We start from the raw sequence: 14,109 nt of genomic DNA on the forward strand, positions 1-14,109 counted from the left end.
GCGACATAATTAGTCATACGTGCTGAGTCCATGAAGAACTTAGCCCAAAATAGTTGGAACGGCACTAGCTGTCAATTCCAGTTCGGTTTCAACTGTTTGCGCCAAAGGCGTCAGTACTTCAAAAGAACCTCAACATCGTACCTCTGTTTTTCCTACCCTAGTCCGGCGCTGCGCGAGTTGGCTATGGCATAGCATTGGAGCAGACAACAACACAAGCGGCCAGCAAATACGACTTGCGATAGCCGGAGCTTGACAGCGCAGTCACTATATGCTTCGATGAACCGCAGCACTACCCACAGGACTCCTTTTGGAAGGAGGCCCATCCGCATGAAACGATTCGTTTGTTTGCTGGTGATCCTGTGTCTCGCAGGCCAAGCCACAGCCATCGCGGCTGTCCGCGGTAAAGCGGCGAAATATGTCGGTGGAACGATTGCCACCTTACCAGAAAAAACACAAGGAAAACTCGACCTTCAGGAAGGTGCCGCCGTGTTTGTGGCCAAGAACGACACCAAGCTCACGATTCCCTACGCCAAGATCGAATCCTTGGAGTATGGGCAGAAGGCCGGACGGCGCGTGGGTGTGGCCCTTGCGGTGAATCCGCTTTTCCTGTTCTCAAAGAAGCGCAAGCATTTCCTGACTATCGGCTTCCTTGACGAAGCAGGGAAGAAACAGGGCGCCGTCCTCGAGCTGGCCAAGGGAGTCGTGCGCGAGACCCTTTCCACGCTCGAGACGAAGAGCGGCAAGAAGGTGGAATACGAATCCGAGGAAGCTAAGAAACACGCCGCGAAGCAATAGCAGGGAGGTGGAGCAAATGAGGAAGTGTGTCGCAGCTCTACTCATTGCTTCGTTCTTCATGGGCCCTTGTGCCTTCGCAGCCGTCCGTGGAAAAGAGGTCATGTACGTGGGCGGGACGATCCCCAACCTGCCGGAGGGTACGGTCGGAGGCCTCGACACCACTCAGGAAAAGGCATTGGTCTTCCAGTCGCCTAAAGGCAAGTTTGAGATCCCCTATGAGAACGTTACCTCGCTCGAGTACGGACAAAAGGCCGGGCGGCGATTGGGCGTGGCGATTACCCTCACCATTTGGGCATTGTTCTCCAAGAAGAGAAAGCATTTCCTCACCGTTGGTTTCACGGACGAGAACGATAAACCCCAAGGCATAGTCCTGGAGCTGCCCAAGGGGACCGCGAAAACTATCATCACTGTGATTGAAGCCCGCAGCGGCAAGAAGGTGGAATATGAATCCGAGGAAGCACGCAAGCACGTTCATGGCTAGCCCCAAACGCAGCCGGGTTGGTCCCGCACGAAAGAGGAGAGCATTAGGCTTCTTCCTCGCGGGGATCGTGTTGCTTTTCCACAGCTCGGGCAGCGGTCAAGAAAAGCCGAATACAACACCGCAGAACGAGCCCGCCATCGACCCGAGGATCCTCCAAGTTAAAAGGATTTGTGTCCGGAACTTCGGAGAGGACCCGCTGGGGATCCAGGTGCAAGAGATGGTGATCGCAAAGCTGTTCGAGTCGAAACGCTTTTCGCTCACCGAGAATTGTGAGCGAGCCGACGTCGTCCTGAAAGGTTCCATCACCGAGCGAAGCGAGAGCACGTACCGCTCCGAATCCGAAGGCATCGGATTCGGCCGGCGTGTCGCCGGGTCAGAATCATCATCTTCCCGGATGGGTTCTGCAAGCAGCTCGGCGTCATCCTCAGTCTCCACTGGCGTGACTGGTTCCGACCATGAGAGCCTGTCTTCTTCCGAAGTCAAACAATACGCCGCGGTGACCCTTCGGGTGGTGGACAAGGAAGGGGACATCCTCTGGGCCACCAGCCAGGAGAGCGCCAAGGGAAAGACCAAGGGCGCCATCGGCTTCGCGGCGGAGCGAGCCGTGCGGCGGCTGTTGCGAGACATCGAAAAGGCTGAGAAACAGGCTAAGAACAGCCAGCCATCGCAAGCTAACGCGGCGAAGAACTAAAACCTTCTCCCCTCACTCGCGCGGCAAGCCTTTTCTGTGCCCACAATTACGTTTCGGGAAATCAGGCAAACAGGGAGAGATACTGCTGGAGGCTGCGGCCCACCTTGTGTTCAAAGGTCTGTGCCAGGGAGGGGATGTTCCCGCGCGGCTCATCCAGCGCCACCCGCTCCACTCGGTGCATCGGAAAAAAGAGAGTGGGCGGACCCACCTGAACGCTCTCGGGATCGCGCACCTGGCGAACAAAATCTTCAAACGATTCCAGGTCAATCCCTCGCACGGTAACGCCTGACGGATTCAAGTCAAGCAGCTCTCCCCAGATCCGTTCTTTGGGAGTGTGAAGGCTGACAACCACGATGGAATGAATCTCCATACGACCTGCTGCCTCTCGAGCGCTACCGCAAGGCGCTGTCTGCTCCTCGTCCGCTAACCCTCCATCACTCGAAGGTCCGGCGCGATGGCCAGGGTTGCTTCCGTAGCCTTCTGGACGTCGGCGGCCGTCACTCCCGGCGCCACTTCCCGCAACACCAGACCTTTGGGCGCGACTTCGATCACCGCCATTTCCGTCACAATCAAATTCACCACCCCGACGCCTGTCAGCGGCAGCCGGCACTTTTTCAGGATTTTGGGCTGGCCGTCGCGGGTGGTATGCTCCATGGCGATGATGACGCGCTTGGCGCCGGCGACCAAATCCATCGCCCCGCCCATGCCCTTCACCATTTTCCCCGGAATCATCCAATTGGCAAGGTTTCCTTTCTCATCCACCTCGAGCGCGCCGAGAACGGTCAAGTCCACGTGCCCGCCGCGGATCATCGCAAACGAGTCCGCGCTTGAGAAATAGGCGCTGCCGGACAATTCGGTGATTGTCTCCTTGCCGGCATTGATCAAGTCGGCGTCCTCGGCGCCCTCCAGCGGGTACGGGCCGACGCCGAGCATGCCGTTTTCCGATTGCAGGATCACGTCCATGCCCGCCGGAATGTAGTTGGATACCAGGGTGGGCAACCCGATGCCAAGGTTGACGTAGTAGCCGTCGCGCAGCTCGCGGGCAATTCTCTTCACAATGATTTCGCGTTTATCCACGCCTTCCGATTTCGTAGCCATTGTCACCTCAAATATCGCCGCAAATGTTTTTGCTGGCTGCCTTCCGTCCTCGAACCCATCAACGGGCTTTGCTGACCGTGCGCCGTTCAATTCTCTTCTCGTAGCGGGCGCCCTCGAAGACGGCATCCACATAGATCCCCGGCGTGTGCACCATGTCCGGGTCGAGCTGGCCGACTTCCACCAATCGTTCCACCTCAGCGATGACGTAGCCGGCTGCGGTGGCCATCATCGGGTTGAAGTTTCTCGCCGTCTTGCGATAGACCAGGTTGCCCCAGCGGTCGCCTTTCCAGGCTTTGATAAAGGCAAAATCCGCCAGCAGAGCTCGCTCCATGACATAGGGTTTGCCGTCAAACTCGCGCACCTCTTTCCCTTCGGCGACCAGGGTTCCGTAGGCGGTGGGCGTGTAGAACGCCGGGATCCCCGCGCCGCCGGCCCGAATCCGCTCGGCAAACGTTCCCTGGGGGTTAAGCTCAATCTCCAGTTCGCCCTTGAGGACCAATGCCTCGAAAAGTCTGTTCTCGCCGACGTAAGTGGAAATCATCTTCTTCACCTGCCGGGTCTCGAGCAGCAGGCCGATGCCGAAGTCATCCACCCCGGCATTATTGGACATGACCGTAAGATTGCGGACACCTTTGCGGCGCAGCGCGGCAATCAAATTTTCCGGAATGCCGCAGAGGCCAAAACCGCCCATCATGATCGTGGCGCCGTCCTGCACGCGGGCAACGGCGACATCGGCGCTGGAAACCACCTTGTTCATTTCGCCCTCCTTGGAGGTCCGGAGAGACCGAGCGACTCTTCTTTCTCGCCGATCACCTCTTCGAGAACCGAGCGATTGACCTCGCAATCCGCTTGCTCTTCGGGCGAGCAAGCGCTGTTCTGGCTGAGCAGATCGCGCAGGTCGCCCAACTGCTGTTGATAGACTCCCTGAAACTCGCCTACTGCCAACTCCCACTTGCGCCGGTGCCAGTTCCAATTCCAATAGGAAATCCAGACGGGCAAGTCGGAGTGGCGGTAGCCTTCGAGGTTAATGACTTGCGCCGTCGTGAGATCAGTGTGTCCGTCCCGGTTCAAGTCAATCTCCTCCAGCCGGCGCGACTGGAACTCATCATCGTCAGGCACCGTCCCCATGCTGTCAAACTGAAGTTTCCCCGTCTTGGCATCCCACCAAAAGGCATGGACCACCGGGCCGCCGGCCGAGCTGATAAGCCCGGTGACAATCACCAGCAGCTCGCGAGCATCTCTGTGGTCGGGTTTCAAAATTTGAAGTTCGGTGATCACGTCGGCGCCGAGATCAAGAGTCTGGACGGCGGCGCCATCCACCGAAAACAGCAAGGTTTTAAGAAGGTCCTCGGAATAGACTGCGTTTACCGTAACTTGACGCGGTCGCCGGTTGCCGTCAAAGTCCACCGCGTAAGTGCGGGAGAAATCTTTGCGCCAGGGAATCGTGCGGTCGCGTCGCGGGCTGGACTTCAGGCAGCCGACCAGAGCCATCAGCAGCAGTATCGCCATCCAGAGTCGGCCCGGTTTCACCCTCGGTCCTTTTTCTGGCTCATGCGTCCCTCGCTCTTTTCCGGGCGGCGGAGGAGCTGGGCGCGCCGGAAAACCTCTTCCAGATCGCGCGAGGCCAGCGACCGGCGCACATCCTCAAGCCGGGCGATCAGCCGATCGAGCGCGCGGCCGATATTTTCTTGGTTGGTGAGACAAATATCGCGCCACATTTCAGGCGGGCTGGAGGCGAGCCGGGTCAAATCCGCGAATCCTTGTCCCGCCAGCTTCACCGGCAGACCATCCTCGTCCGTCTCATCCGCCACCACCGCCGCCATGGCCGTCGAGACCAGTTGCGGGAGATGGCTCACCATCGCCACCGCCCAATCGTGCGTTTCGGCGTCCATCCACACCGGCTCTGTCCCAAGCGAGCGCAAAAGCTCAAGATACTTCTGAGCCCGCGCGTCGGAACGAGCTGCTTCGCTTTCCCCGACCAGGACGAAGACTGTACCGGCAAAGAGCTTTTCGTCGGCCTGTTCGATGCCCGAGGGCGCTTTCCCGGCCATGGGGTGCCCGCCGAGAAAGAGGGCGGCCTTCCCGGCAAATGCGCGGAAGCCGATCCTGCAGATTTCTTGTTTGGTGCTGCCCGTGTCGGTTACCAGAGCGCCTGGTGAAACACGGCTCGGCAGTTGCGTTGACAGCTCGATAATCATTCCCACGGGCGCTGAAAGCAAGACCAGATCGGCGTCTTTGACAGCGGCCTCGAGACCGGTACAACCGCTATCGATCGCGCCCCGCGCTTCCGCCCGGTCGAGAATTTCCGAGCGATCCCACCCCACAATCGCCCCCCCGAAGCCGGCACGCCGCAAAGCCAATCCGAACGACCCGCCGATGAGCCCCGTGCCGAGGATCGCTACTTTTCGAAATGAAGGCATGGCGGTTGAGGATCGGATTCGTTCCTGCTCCTCGCAGTTCTTGATCTCACCCACCCGGCATCCCCTAGGCCAATCGTCTCCCGACCGCCGGGGCAATGATTCTCAGCTCAGCCATCAACTGGGCAAATTGGTCGGGGTAGAGCGATTGGGCGCCATCGCTCAGCGCCGCGTCCGGGCAGTGGTGCACTTCGATGAGGAGGCCGTCGGCCCCGGCCGCTACCGCCGCCCGCGCCATGGGCGGAACCTTGTCTCGCCGGCCGGTGCCGTGAGACGGATCGGCGATGATGGGCAGATGCGATAGCTTTTTGATGACCGGGATGGCGGCAATATCCAGCGTGTTCCTCGTGTAGCTCTCAAACGTGCGAATCCCTCGTTCACAGAGCACCACCTTGTAGTTTCCGCCGGCCAGGACGTATTCCGCCGAAAGCAACAGCTCTTCAATCGTCGCCGACATGCCTCGCTTGAGAAGGACCGGTTTTGAAACATTCCCCAGGGCGCGAAGCAGATTGAAATTTTGCATATTGCGCGCGCCCACCTGGAGCATGTCCACATAATCCAGCACCATAGGAATCTGGGTAAGGTCCATCACCTCGCTGACGACGAACAGTCCGTGCTTGTCAGCCGCTTCGCGGAGGAGTTTGAGCGCCTCTTCCCCCAGGCCCTGAAAACTATAGGGCGAGCTGCGCGGCTTGAATGCGCCGCCGCGAAGGACTCTTGCTCCCGCGCGGCTGACGCTTTCCGCGATGGTGAAAATCTGTTCGCGGCTCTCGACGGCGCACGGCCCGGCCATGACCACAACCTCGTTCGCGCCAATTTTCACTCCGCGGCCCAGATCCACCACCGTCCCCACCGGGCGAAAACTGCGGCTGGCAAGCTTGTAAGGAACACTGATGCGCACGACCTCGCGCACCCCCTCGATCAATTCAATGTCGCGCGGATCCACTTCCTTGGGCGCGCCCACGGCCCCCAGCACGGTGTGGTTCACGCCGGTGGAGCGGTGGACGTCAAACCCCATTCCGACGAGCCGGGTGATGACGTGCTGGATCTGCTCCTCGGTTGCCCCTTCTTGCATGACGACGACCATGGTCTTCTCCCGCTATTTTCCTTTCTCGTCCTCGCTGCCACCCATTGCCTGCCTCTCCACCGACCGGCCTTCATCAATAATGCGCTCAAAGACGCGGCGCAAGGCGGCGTCACTGAGCGGACCCCCGTTGCGTCGAGATATATTCAAAAAGATTTGCGCCTCCCGCTCGGGCTGGTAGAGGGGAACCTGCTGCCGTTTTTTCAAGCGGCCGATTTCCGCCGCGCAACGCGACCGCTGGTTGAGCAGCTCCACCAGCTTGGCGTCAATCTCATCAATGCGCTTGCGCCAGTCGTCAATCGTCATGGCCCGTTCACTCGCATGGGGCTCGCCCGATGCCGGCGAGTTCCCGCCGCTGTGGCAGCCTCTCTCAGTTCCCTTACAAACTCCACCCCGAGTGACATCGCTCGTTCGCCCCCATGGGGTCGGGGCTCGCCCGAATCGGGGCCCGCGCCGCTCTCGATCCGCTCGACCACTGCGCTGCCGATGACCACCGCCTCCGTCATCCCGCCAAGCTCGAGCAGGTGTTCCGGCCGGGAAATGCCAAAGCCCACCGCAAGGGGCAACGCGCTCACCTTCCGCACGCGCTCGACGAGCGGCAGAACGTCCGCTGAAATCTCTTCTTGTGGCCCGGTGACTCCGGTGCGCGAGACGAGATAGAGAAAGCCGGTCGAGCACCCCGCGATCCGCTTGAGCCGGGCATCGGTCGAGGTGGGCGCTGCCAGGAAGATCGTGTCAAGGTTCTGCCGGCGCATCGCGGCGCAGTACTCCCCGGCCTCCTCCGGCGGAAGGTCGGTCATGAGCGCTCCATCGGCTCCCGCCTCGGCGCACTTCCCGGCAAACAGCTCGAGCCCCATCTGCCGAACAGGGTTGAAATAGCTGAAGAGAATCAGCGGGACGGAGGTTTGCCGGCGAATTTCGCGCACGGCCTCCAAAACCTTGCCCAGCGTTGCCCCGCCGCGCAGCGCTCGCTCGGAAGCGCGCTGGATCACCGGCCCATCGGCCATGGGATCAGAGAACGGCACCCCGAGTTCGATCACATCGGCCCCTGCCGCCGCGAGCGCCGGCACCAGCCTCGCCGTAAAGTCGAGCGAAGGATCCCCGGCGGTAAGGTAGATCACCAATCCCGTTCGTTGTTCAGCCCGGATGCGAGCAAATTGTTTTGCGATGCGATCACTCATCGGGATTGATTTCGATCGTCAAGAGCATCTTTCCGCCGCCCGTCAGCATCCATAACCGCCGCCGCGGAAAGCTTCGGCGAGCTTGCCGTCACGCCACTCCAGAATGATGAACTCCACTTGCTCGGTCGTGCCGTACTGGACAAAAACAACCGCCTGTCCCCTCAGTTCGGCCGCATCGATAAAATCGTAACCGCTCGCGCCCTGGAGCACCTCTTCAGAAGCGAGGTTTGCCACCAGCCCGGGCTCCCCTCTTTCCGGCACGCGGGCGAACAGCAAGAGGGGGAAAATCTTTTCCGGCCCGCGCATCCACACCTTGGCGACGGCCAGGCGCTCGGCTCCCAGCCGGAAGAAGTGCATGTAGGTCAGCTTCACCTCCGGGCCGGGCTCGAAAGCAAAGTTCTTTTCCCGGGCCACCTCTTTCGCGGCCTTGAGAACAAACTCCTCCACACGTCTCCGCAGGGCGGAGCGCGAGCCGACTGGGGCGCGAAGGTCCGGGCCGCCCCGCTCGCCGCTCACTGCCAGAAAGGGCCGCGAAATCCGGATCGTCGTTTCGCTATCCTTGTCGCTCACTGTTTGCTCGTTCCAGAAGTCATCCGTTCTCAGCGCCGGCTCAGCGGCTCCGACAACAAGCTCTGAACATTGAAAAAGCTGTTGGCGGGCAGACGCCACCCGAAGCTGCTTTTGCGCCACACCCCAACGAAGTACCTGATACGTGGGAAACTGCTTAAGCATATGCTCCACCGCGCCGCGGTGCCGCTCATCACTCGCGTCGTTTTCCACTTCCACGTAACGGCCTTGCTGGATGACCACCAGCGGCAAAATCTCCGTCTCGCTCCGGGCCTCGGTTCGTTTCCCGTCCCGCCATCTCGTTTCCGATTGGCGCGCCAGGGCGAAAGCAACCACCTGGATGTCGCTCCTTGCCGCCGGCGTGGAGAGAGGAGCCTGAGAAAATCCCACCTGAGACAACCCCCCATAAGCAGCAGCGGCAGCTACCGCAAGCAACGCCGAAATCCAGGAAGCAAAACCACCGCGCCTTGCTCTCATGCTACAACCCAGCCTCGCGCAGAATCTCCATATCCTTGTCTCCGCGGCCGGAAAGATTCACGATGACGACCTCGTCTTGCTTCATCACGGGGGCGCGGCGAATCAATTCGGCGATGGCGTGAGCCGGCTCGAGTGCCGGAATGATGCCTTCCAGGCGAGCGAGCAGCCTCGCCCCTTCGAGCGCCGCCTCGTCGCTCACCGCGCAGTATTCGACGCGCGAGCAATCCGCCAGCCAGGCATGTTCCGGGCCGATGGCGGGGTAGTCAAGCCCGGCCGATACCGAATGCGTCGGGCTGATCTGGCCAAAAGCATCTTGCAAGACGTAAGTAAAAGTTCCCTGGAGGACGCCGGGGCGTCCGCCTTCGCCGCCCGCTGCTCGCAGGCCCAGCCGGGCGGCGTGTTCGCCCAGCCCATTGCCCTTTCCGCCCGCTTCCACGCCAACCATCTTGACCCCGCGGTCGTCCAGGAAGCGATGGAAGAGGCCGATCGCGTTCGATCCGCCGCCCACGCAGGCTATCAAATAATCCGGCAAACGATCTTCCAGCCGCAAGATTTGTTCGCGCGTTTCCGCGCCGATCACCGACTGAAAATCGCGGACCATGCGCGGATAGGGATGCGCGCCGAGAACCGATCCCAACAGGAAGTGGGTGGTCCGCACGTTCGTCACCCAATCGCGCATCGCTTCGTTGATGGCGTCCTTGAGCGTGCGCGAGCCGGCGGAGACGCTCCGAACCTCGGCGCCCTCGAGCTGCATGCGAAACACGTTCAGCTTCTGCCGCTCCATGTCCGTCGCGCCCATGTAAATGGTGCACTCGAGGCCGAGCAAGGCGCAGACCGCCGCCGTCGCCACGCCGTGTTGCCCGGCGCCGGTTTCGGCAATGACGCGCTTCTTGCCCATGCGTTGCGCCAGAAGGCCCTGGCCAAGGCAGTTGTTGATCTTGTGCGCGCCGGTGTGGAGCAGGTCTTCGCGCTTGAGATAGATGCGCGGGCCCCGATTCGATCGCGGCGGGCCGCCCAGATGTTCCGTCAAACGCGCGGCAAAGTGCAACGGGCTCGGCCGGCCGGCAAAGTTTTTAAGAAGGCGATCCAGCTCGGCCCGGAAAGCCGGATCAGCCTGTGCCGCCGCGTAGGCTTGCTCCAATTCCTCGAGCGGGGCCATCAGCGTTTCCGGCACAAAACGCCCGCCATAAGGGCCAAAGTGCCCGCTCGCGTCCGGCCACTCCCTCCACGATCGGGTTTGTGTCGTTTCCGCCATCAGAATCTGTGCTGACCTTCCATCGCTGCTACCAAACGCTCAGCATCGCTTCAGTGCCCCGATTTCAAACGAGCAGAAACTAGAAAAGAGAAATTAGAAAAGAGGCCTGTTTCCTATTTCCTATTTTCTCTTTTCTATTCTTTGTCTCGCAAAGTTGTCTCGCCCCCGATAAATTCGCTCAAGGCCGAAGCCGGCTCTTGCGCCTCCATCAGCCGTTCGCCAATCAAGAACGCATCGAATCCTGCTGCCTGAAGCCGCTTGACCTCATCCCGCGAACGAATTCCGCTTTCGCTTATGGCCACGCAGCTTTCCGGAATCTTGTCCACCAGTTCGAAAGAGACCTGCAAGCTGACCTCAAAGGTTTTCAAGTCCCGATTGTTGACGCCCACCATTTTCGCGCCTGCCCCGAGGGCCCGGTGCAACTCCTCGCCGTTGTGCACTTCGACCAGCGCCTCCATGCCTAGCTCTCGACCGGCAGCGATGAGACCTGCCAGCGCAGCGTCATCGAGAATGGCGGCGATCAACAAAAAGGAGTCGGCCCCGGCCGCGCGGGATTCCACCACCTGATAGCGCTCCAGGATAAAATCCTTCCTCAGGACCGGCCGCTCGACCAGGCGACGCACCAAAGCCAGATCCTCAAGCGAACCCTCAAAGAAATCCGGCTCGGTCAGAACCGAAAACGCGGCTGCGCCCGCCCGTTCGAGCGAGGGAGCAAGCACCGCCGGGTTGTACTCCCGCCGGATAACGCCCCGCGACGGCGAGGCCTTTTTGAGTTCCGCGATCACGCGCGGCGACTCGCTGCCCGTGGTGAGCTTGCCCAATCCATCCGGGCCCAGAAGTTCCCGGGCAAAATCCCGCGCCGCCGGTGCTGTCTCCGCCCTTGCTTCGAGCACGGCAAAAGGCAAAACCGCTTTTTGCTGCTCCAGGCGCAAGCGCCGGGCAGCCAAAATTCGGTCAAGCATGGTTTCCGTGCTGGCGCGACTCATCTAAGCTCGATGGAAAGAGGATACGAGAACGTCTCACCGACAATTCGCTATGCTAGCGGCAGCTACCGGCGAAGTCAACGAAACGGGCGAGTCCAGGTTTTAGGTTTCAGGTTTTAGGTGTCAGGTGCCAGGTTTCTCGTTCCTGACACCCGTTCCCTGCCACCTGTCACCTGTTCCCTCTTTTCGCTTTTCGTTTTTCGGTTTTCGATTTTTCACGAATACCTTGACGGACTCTTCGCCCTCATCCGATAATCTTTCCTGCGTAACAGGCGACCAGGCGTTCTCGCCAACGGCGCTATCGTCTAGGGGTTAGGACGTCAGATTCTCAATCTGAAAACGCGGGTTCGATTCCCGCTAGCGCTACCAAATCCCCACGTGGCAACTGTCGGCCTTTCTATTTTCTGTTTTTTTGTTTTCTATTCTATGTCTTCTTCGCCCTGCGCTCAGCGCCGACCTTTTCAGTCAAGAACAAAGGTGATTCTTGCAGCCTCTTGGCGTAGAATCGGGGAACACCGGAGAGGCCGGTGTCCACGAATCCGTAGTGAAATCGCCTGAGGGAGGCTTACCATGAGATCGCGAAGCGCTCTTGTGTCTTTGGTTAGCGTGCTTCTGATGGTTTCGTTTACCTTCGCTCCGCAAATGGGGAAAGCAGCGGAGCCCGAAAAGAAACCGGTAGAACCCGGGTCCAATTTCGTGGCGCTGATGCGGACGGTCCTCGATGCCTGGGAGACGCTGGACCCCGCCAATGTCGCGCCCTTCTACTCCCAGGAGTCCGGTCGCCTCTTCTTCGATATCGCACCCCTCAAGTACACGGGCTGGAACGAGTACGCCGAGGGGGTCAAGAAAGCGTTCGCCGAATTTTCCTCGGTCAAATTCACGCCCGGCGACGACGTGCAGGTGCAGCAGCGCGGCAACTTCGCCTGGGGCGCTGTTACCGTTCGCACGGACGTGGTGCTGAAGGACGGCACCAAGCAATCGTTCGACGCTCGCTGGACGATCGTTTGGCAGAAGCGCGGGAAGGACTGGATCATCGCGCACGACCACTTCTCCGCCCCGGCGCCCCTGCCGCAGGCCACGGCCGGCCAGTCGCTCTATAAGCGCCTGGGCGGGTACGACGCCATCGCCGCCGTTACCGACGATTTCATCGGCCGGCTGGTCGCTGACCAACAGCTCGGGAGATTCTTCACCGGCGCCAGCACCGACTCCAAGAAGCGCATTCGCCAGTTGGTGGTGGATCAACTGTGCGCCGCTACGGGAGGCCCATGCGTGTACATCGGTCGCAGCATGAAGGCATCGCACGAGGGGCTCGGTATCACGGAAGATGACTGGAATGCTGCCGTAAATCACTTGGTGGCCACGCTCGACAAGTTCAAGGTACCACCAAAGGAAAAAGACGAACTGCTCGGCCTGGCCTCCAGCCTCAAAGGGGAAATCGTGGCAACTTCAAGCGGCGGGGTACAGAGCAAGTAACATTAACAACTGGCACAATGGCCTAGCAGTGTGCTGAAAAACCCCGTGAGCTCGTCAGTCTGAGGAGCCGGAGGCGACGGAGAATCTCGTAAGTGATTGTTTCCACTCAAAAGCAGATTCTTCGCTTCGCTCAGAATGACACCATCCAAGACTTTTTCAGCACTCTCTTAGGCCCTCATCCGCCGCAGGAATTTCCAGCCGCCTTTTGCCTGAGCACGCGGCTGGTGACGTTGTCTTTGAGCAGCGTCCAGAAGGATTCGTTCAGGTAGGCGCGGATCGCCACGTAGCACCCGCCGCAGGAATTCTCCGGCACAAATTCCTTCAGGATGTCTTCCGGGCGGAGATATTTCTTCTCGTGCATGGAGCATGGGCGCAGGTAGCCGTCGGGCGTGACCACCAGGAAGCGCTTCCCCGCGTTGCAGCCCGGGACGTAACCGTCTTTGAAAAACTGGTAGGTGCCGGAGAGTGTCCAGTCCGAGTTGACAATGCGGCCGTTCGAACGCTTGAGCGCGATGAGCTTCTGCATAGTTTCCCGGAGGCGCTTCAAGTCTTCCTCGGACGAGATGAAGTGCTCCTGGCTCCCTGTTCGCAGCATGGTGTATGCGCTATAAGAAACAGAAACGCCCCATGCCCTACCCTTCTCATAAATATCGAGCAGGTAGGGCAGGTTCTCCCGGGTGATGGCGGTGTTCAAGACAATGTCGTCGAAGCGGTGCCTGGCCAGCCTGGGGATGAGTTTTTCCAGGTGGGAGTAGAGGCCGGGGGAGCGCCGGAACCAATCGTGCAGCTCGTTGGGAAAATCGAGCGAAATCGAAAACTGATTGATCCCCGCGCCTTTCAGCTCCAGATATTTTTCTTCGGTGAGCAACTGGCCGTTGGTTACGAGGATGGTGTAGGGCAGCCCGGTTGGCTCCTTGATGGCTCGCACCACCTCGACGATATCTCGCCGGGTCAAAGGCTCGCCGCCTGAAACCTGGGCCACCATCGGCTTCAAGAGCGCCCGCATCCTTCGATAATCGTGCGGCTGCATGCGGTCGTGCTCCTGCTTCATCCCGCCTTTGTCGCAGTGCAGGCAATTGGCGGTGCAGGAATGGGTCACCTCGAAGGAGACAGCGAGAGGGCGGTCAGCGTGGAAGCTGCGCGTGCCTCGCGCGATCAGCCGAGCCGCTTTGATGACCGGAATTTTTCTCACAGACGACCTCGATGCGTGGAGACAGCTCTCCCGGAACCGAAGATGCAAATTCACTGGAAATGTGGCCGTGGCGACCAGTGCCGCTTCAGGCGCGGCCAATCGGGACGCAGGTCCTTTTTATTCTCCGAGAGGCATACGGGAGTGTCAAGCGGTTTCGTCAGGTAGCCGGTGGTAGGTGGTAGGTTTTAGGTTCCGGTTTTCGAGTTTCGAGTTTCGGGTCTCTCGCAGGGCGGGGTTCATCTCGCCGCATTCCGCAAAGCAGGATCGTCGCCATCCGGCGCTGGCCGAGGCCAGAAGTATCGTTCGACGGCGTAGGCCAGCAACCCATTCCAGCCCACCGAAAAAAACAACACAAACGCAATGCCCAGGATTTCGCTTGAAGCTATCTGCCCCAGCCGGTCAAACTCGTGCACCT

The 14,109-nt window shown here is 60.0% G+C and carries 16 protein-coding genes and 1 tRNA gene; 5 read left to right on the forward strand and 12 right to left on the reverse strand.

Annotated features, from left to right (window positions below):
• Positions 1 to 327 precede the first annotated feature (327 nt).
• The 3 genes from VIH17_02615 to VIH17_02625 all read left to right on the forward strand — a co-directional run bounded on the left by VIH17_02615 (position 328) and on the right by VIH17_02625 (position 1,967).
• A complete protein-coding gene (locus tag VIH17_02615; GenBank protein ID HEY4682124.1) occupies positions 328 to 795 on the forward strand; it encodes a hypothetical protein in 468 nt (155 codons plus the stop codon).
• A 16-nt stretch (positions 796 to 811) separates the two neighbouring features.
• Positions 812 to 1,276: a hypothetical protein gene (locus VIH17_02620; GenBank protein HEY4682125.1), complete on the forward strand. Its 465-nt coding sequence runs from the start codon at positions 812 to 814 to the stop codon at positions 1,274 to 1,276.
• A gap of 217 nt (positions 1,277 to 1,493) precedes the next feature.
• Entirely contained in the window at positions 1,494 to 1,967 is a 474-nt protein-coding gene (locus VIH17_02625) for a hypothetical protein (protein ID HEY4682126.1), read from the forward strand.
• A 61-nt stretch (positions 1,968 to 2,028) separates the two neighbouring features.
• Here VIH17_02625 and VIH17_02630 read toward each other — a convergent pair whose 3' ends face one another.
• The 11 genes from VIH17_02630 to trpC all read right to left on the reverse strand — a co-directional run bounded on the left by VIH17_02630 (position 2,029) and on the right by trpC (position 11,032).
• Positions 2,029 to 2,337, reverse strand: coding sequence for a hypothetical protein (locus VIH17_02630; protein HEY4682127.1), 309 nt, complete (start codon positions 2,335 to 2,337; stop codon positions 2,029 to 2,031).
• 53 nt (positions 2,338 to 2,390) lie between these two features.
• The gene (locus VIH17_02635; GenBank protein ID HEY4682128.1) at positions 2,391 to 3,065 is read right to left on the reverse strand and encodes a CoA transferase subunit B; all 675 of its coding nucleotides are present in this window, start codon (positions 3,063 to 3,065) and stop codon (positions 2,391 to 2,393) included.
• A gap of 58 nt (positions 3,066 to 3,123) precedes the next feature.
• The gene (locus VIH17_02640) at positions 3,124 to 3,822 is read right to left on the reverse strand and encodes a CoA transferase subunit A (protein HEY4682129.1); all 699 of its coding nucleotides are present in this window, start codon (positions 3,820 to 3,822) and stop codon (positions 3,124 to 3,126) included.
• The gene (locus VIH17_02645; GenBank protein ID HEY4682130.1) at positions 3,819 to 4,595 is read right to left on the reverse strand and encodes a hypothetical protein; all 777 of its coding nucleotides are present in this window, start codon (positions 4,593 to 4,595) and stop codon (positions 3,819 to 3,821) included. The genes VIH17_02640 and VIH17_02645 overlap by 4 nt, the downstream gene beginning before the upstream one ends.
• Positions 4,592 to 5,539: a prephenate dehydrogenase/arogenate dehydrogenase family protein gene (locus VIH17_02650; protein HEY4682131.1), complete on the reverse strand. Its 948-nt coding sequence runs from the start codon at positions 5,537 to 5,539 to the stop codon at positions 4,592 to 4,594. Before VIH17_02650 ends, VIH17_02645 begins: the two co-directional genes overlap by 4 nt.
• Before the next feature lie 10 nt (positions 5,540 to 5,549).
• A complete protein-coding gene (gene aroF, locus VIH17_02655; GenBank protein HEY4682132.1) occupies positions 5,550 to 6,569 on the reverse strand; it encodes a 3-deoxy-7-phosphoheptulonate synthase in 1,020 nt (339 codons plus the stop codon).
• Positions 6,570 to 6,581: 12 nt separating this feature from the next.
• Positions 6,582 to 6,872 (reverse strand): chorismate mutase, encoded by a 291-nt coding sequence (gene pheA / locus VIH17_02660; protein HEY4682133.1) that lies wholly within the window; start codon positions 6,870 to 6,872, stop codon positions 6,582 to 6,584.
• Positions 6,869 to 7,747, reverse strand: coding sequence for a tryptophan synthase subunit alpha (trpA, locus tag VIH17_02665; GenBank protein HEY4682134.1), 879 nt, complete (start codon positions 7,745 to 7,747; stop codon positions 6,869 to 6,871). The genes pheA and trpA overlap by 4 nt, the downstream gene beginning before the upstream one ends.
• A gap of 42 nt (positions 7,748 to 7,789) precedes the next feature.
• Complete coding sequence (locus VIH17_02670) at positions 7,790 to 8,791, reverse strand: hypothetical protein (protein ID HEY4682135.1); 1,002 nt, start codon at positions 8,789 to 8,791, stop codon at positions 7,790 to 7,792.
• Between the two features lies 1 nt (position 8,792).
• The gene (trpB, locus tag VIH17_02675; protein HEY4682136.1) at positions 8,793 to 10,046 is read right to left on the reverse strand and encodes a tryptophan synthase subunit beta; all 1,254 of its coding nucleotides are present in this window, start codon (positions 10,044 to 10,046) and stop codon (positions 8,793 to 8,795) included.
• A 134-nt stretch (positions 10,047 to 10,180) separates the two neighbouring features.
• Positions 10,181 to 11,032 carry an indole-3-glycerol phosphate synthase TrpC gene (gene trpC, locus VIH17_02680; protein ID HEY4682137.1) on the reverse strand — a complete coding sequence of 284 codons (852 nt, stop codon included), beginning with the start codon at positions 11,030 to 11,032 and terminating at the stop codon, positions 10,181 to 10,183.
• A gap of 291 nt (positions 11,033 to 11,323) precedes the next feature.
• Here trpC and VIH17_02685 point away from each other — a divergent pair.
• Positions 11,324 to 11,398, forward strand: a tRNA-Glu gene (locus VIH17_02685).
• 201 nt (positions 11,399 to 11,599) lie between these two features.
• Entirely contained in the window at positions 11,600 to 12,502 is a 903-nt protein-coding gene (locus VIH17_02690) for a nuclear transport factor 2 family protein (protein ID HEY4682138.1), read from the forward strand.
• Between the two features lie 175 nt (positions 12,503 to 12,677).
• Here the strand turns inward: VIH17_02690 and VIH17_02695 are convergent, their stop codons facing one another.
• Entirely contained in the window at positions 12,678 to 13,694 is a 1,017-nt protein-coding gene (locus VIH17_02695) for a radical SAM protein (GenBank protein HEY4682139.1), read from the reverse strand.
• Positions 13,695 to 14,109: the final 415 nt, after the last annotated feature.

This window comes from Candidatus Acidiferrales bacterium (assembly GCA_036514995.1).
Lineage (GTDB): Bacteria > Acidobacteriota > Terriglobia > Acidiferrales > DATBWB01 > DATBWB01.

Bases quoted from the DNA above. Each gene is read 5' to 3' on its own strand.
- VIH17_02615 (HEY4682124.1), top strand. From the start codon at position 328: ATGAAACGATTCGTTTGTTTGCTGGTGATCCTGTGTCTCGCAGGCCAA.
- VIH17_02625 (HEY4682126.1), top strand. From the start codon at position 1,494: ATGGTGATCGCAAAGCTGTTCGAGTCGAAACGCTTTTCGCTCACCGAG.
- VIH17_02635 (HEY4682128.1), bottom strand. From the start codon at position 3,065: ATGGCTACGAAATCGGAAGGCGTGGATAAACGCGAAATCATTGTGAAG.
- aroF (HEY4682132.1), bottom strand. From the start codon at position 6,569: ATGGTCGTCGTCATGCAAGAAGGGGCAACCGAGGAGCAGATCCAGCAC.
- pheA (HEY4682133.1), bottom strand. From the start codon at position 6,872: ATGACGATTGACGACTGGCGCAAGCGCATTGATGAGATTGACGCCAAG.
- trpA (HEY4682134.1), bottom strand. From the start codon at position 7,747: ATGAGTGATCGCATCGCAAAACAATTTGCTCGCATCCGGGCTGAACAA.
- VIH17_02630 (HEY4682127.1), bottom strand. From the start codon at position 2,337: ATGGAGATTCATTCCATCGTGGTTGTCAGCCTTCACACTCCCAAAGAA.
- trpC (HEY4682137.1), bottom strand. From the start codon at position 11,032: ATGAGTCGCGCCAGCACGGAAACCATGCTTGACCGAATTTTGGCTGCC.
- VIH17_02670 (HEY4682135.1), bottom strand. From the start codon at position 8,791: ATGAGAGCAAGGCGCGGTGGTTTTGCTTCCTGGATTTCGGCGTTGCTT.
- VIH17_02640 (HEY4682129.1), bottom strand. From the start codon at position 3,822: ATGAACAAGGTGGTTTCCAGCGCCGATGTCGCCGTTGCCCGCGTGCAG.
- trpB (HEY4682136.1), bottom strand. From the start codon at position 10,046: ATGGCGGAAACGACACAAACCCGATCGTGGAGGGAGTGGCCGGACGCG.
- VIH17_02690 (HEY4682138.1), top strand. From the start codon at position 11,600: ATGAGATCGCGAAGCGCTCTTGTGTCTTTGGTTAGCGTGCTTCTGATG.
- VIH17_02620 (HEY4682125.1), top strand. From the start codon at position 812: ATGAGGAAGTGTGTCGCAGCTCTACTCATTGCTTCGTTCTTCATGGGC.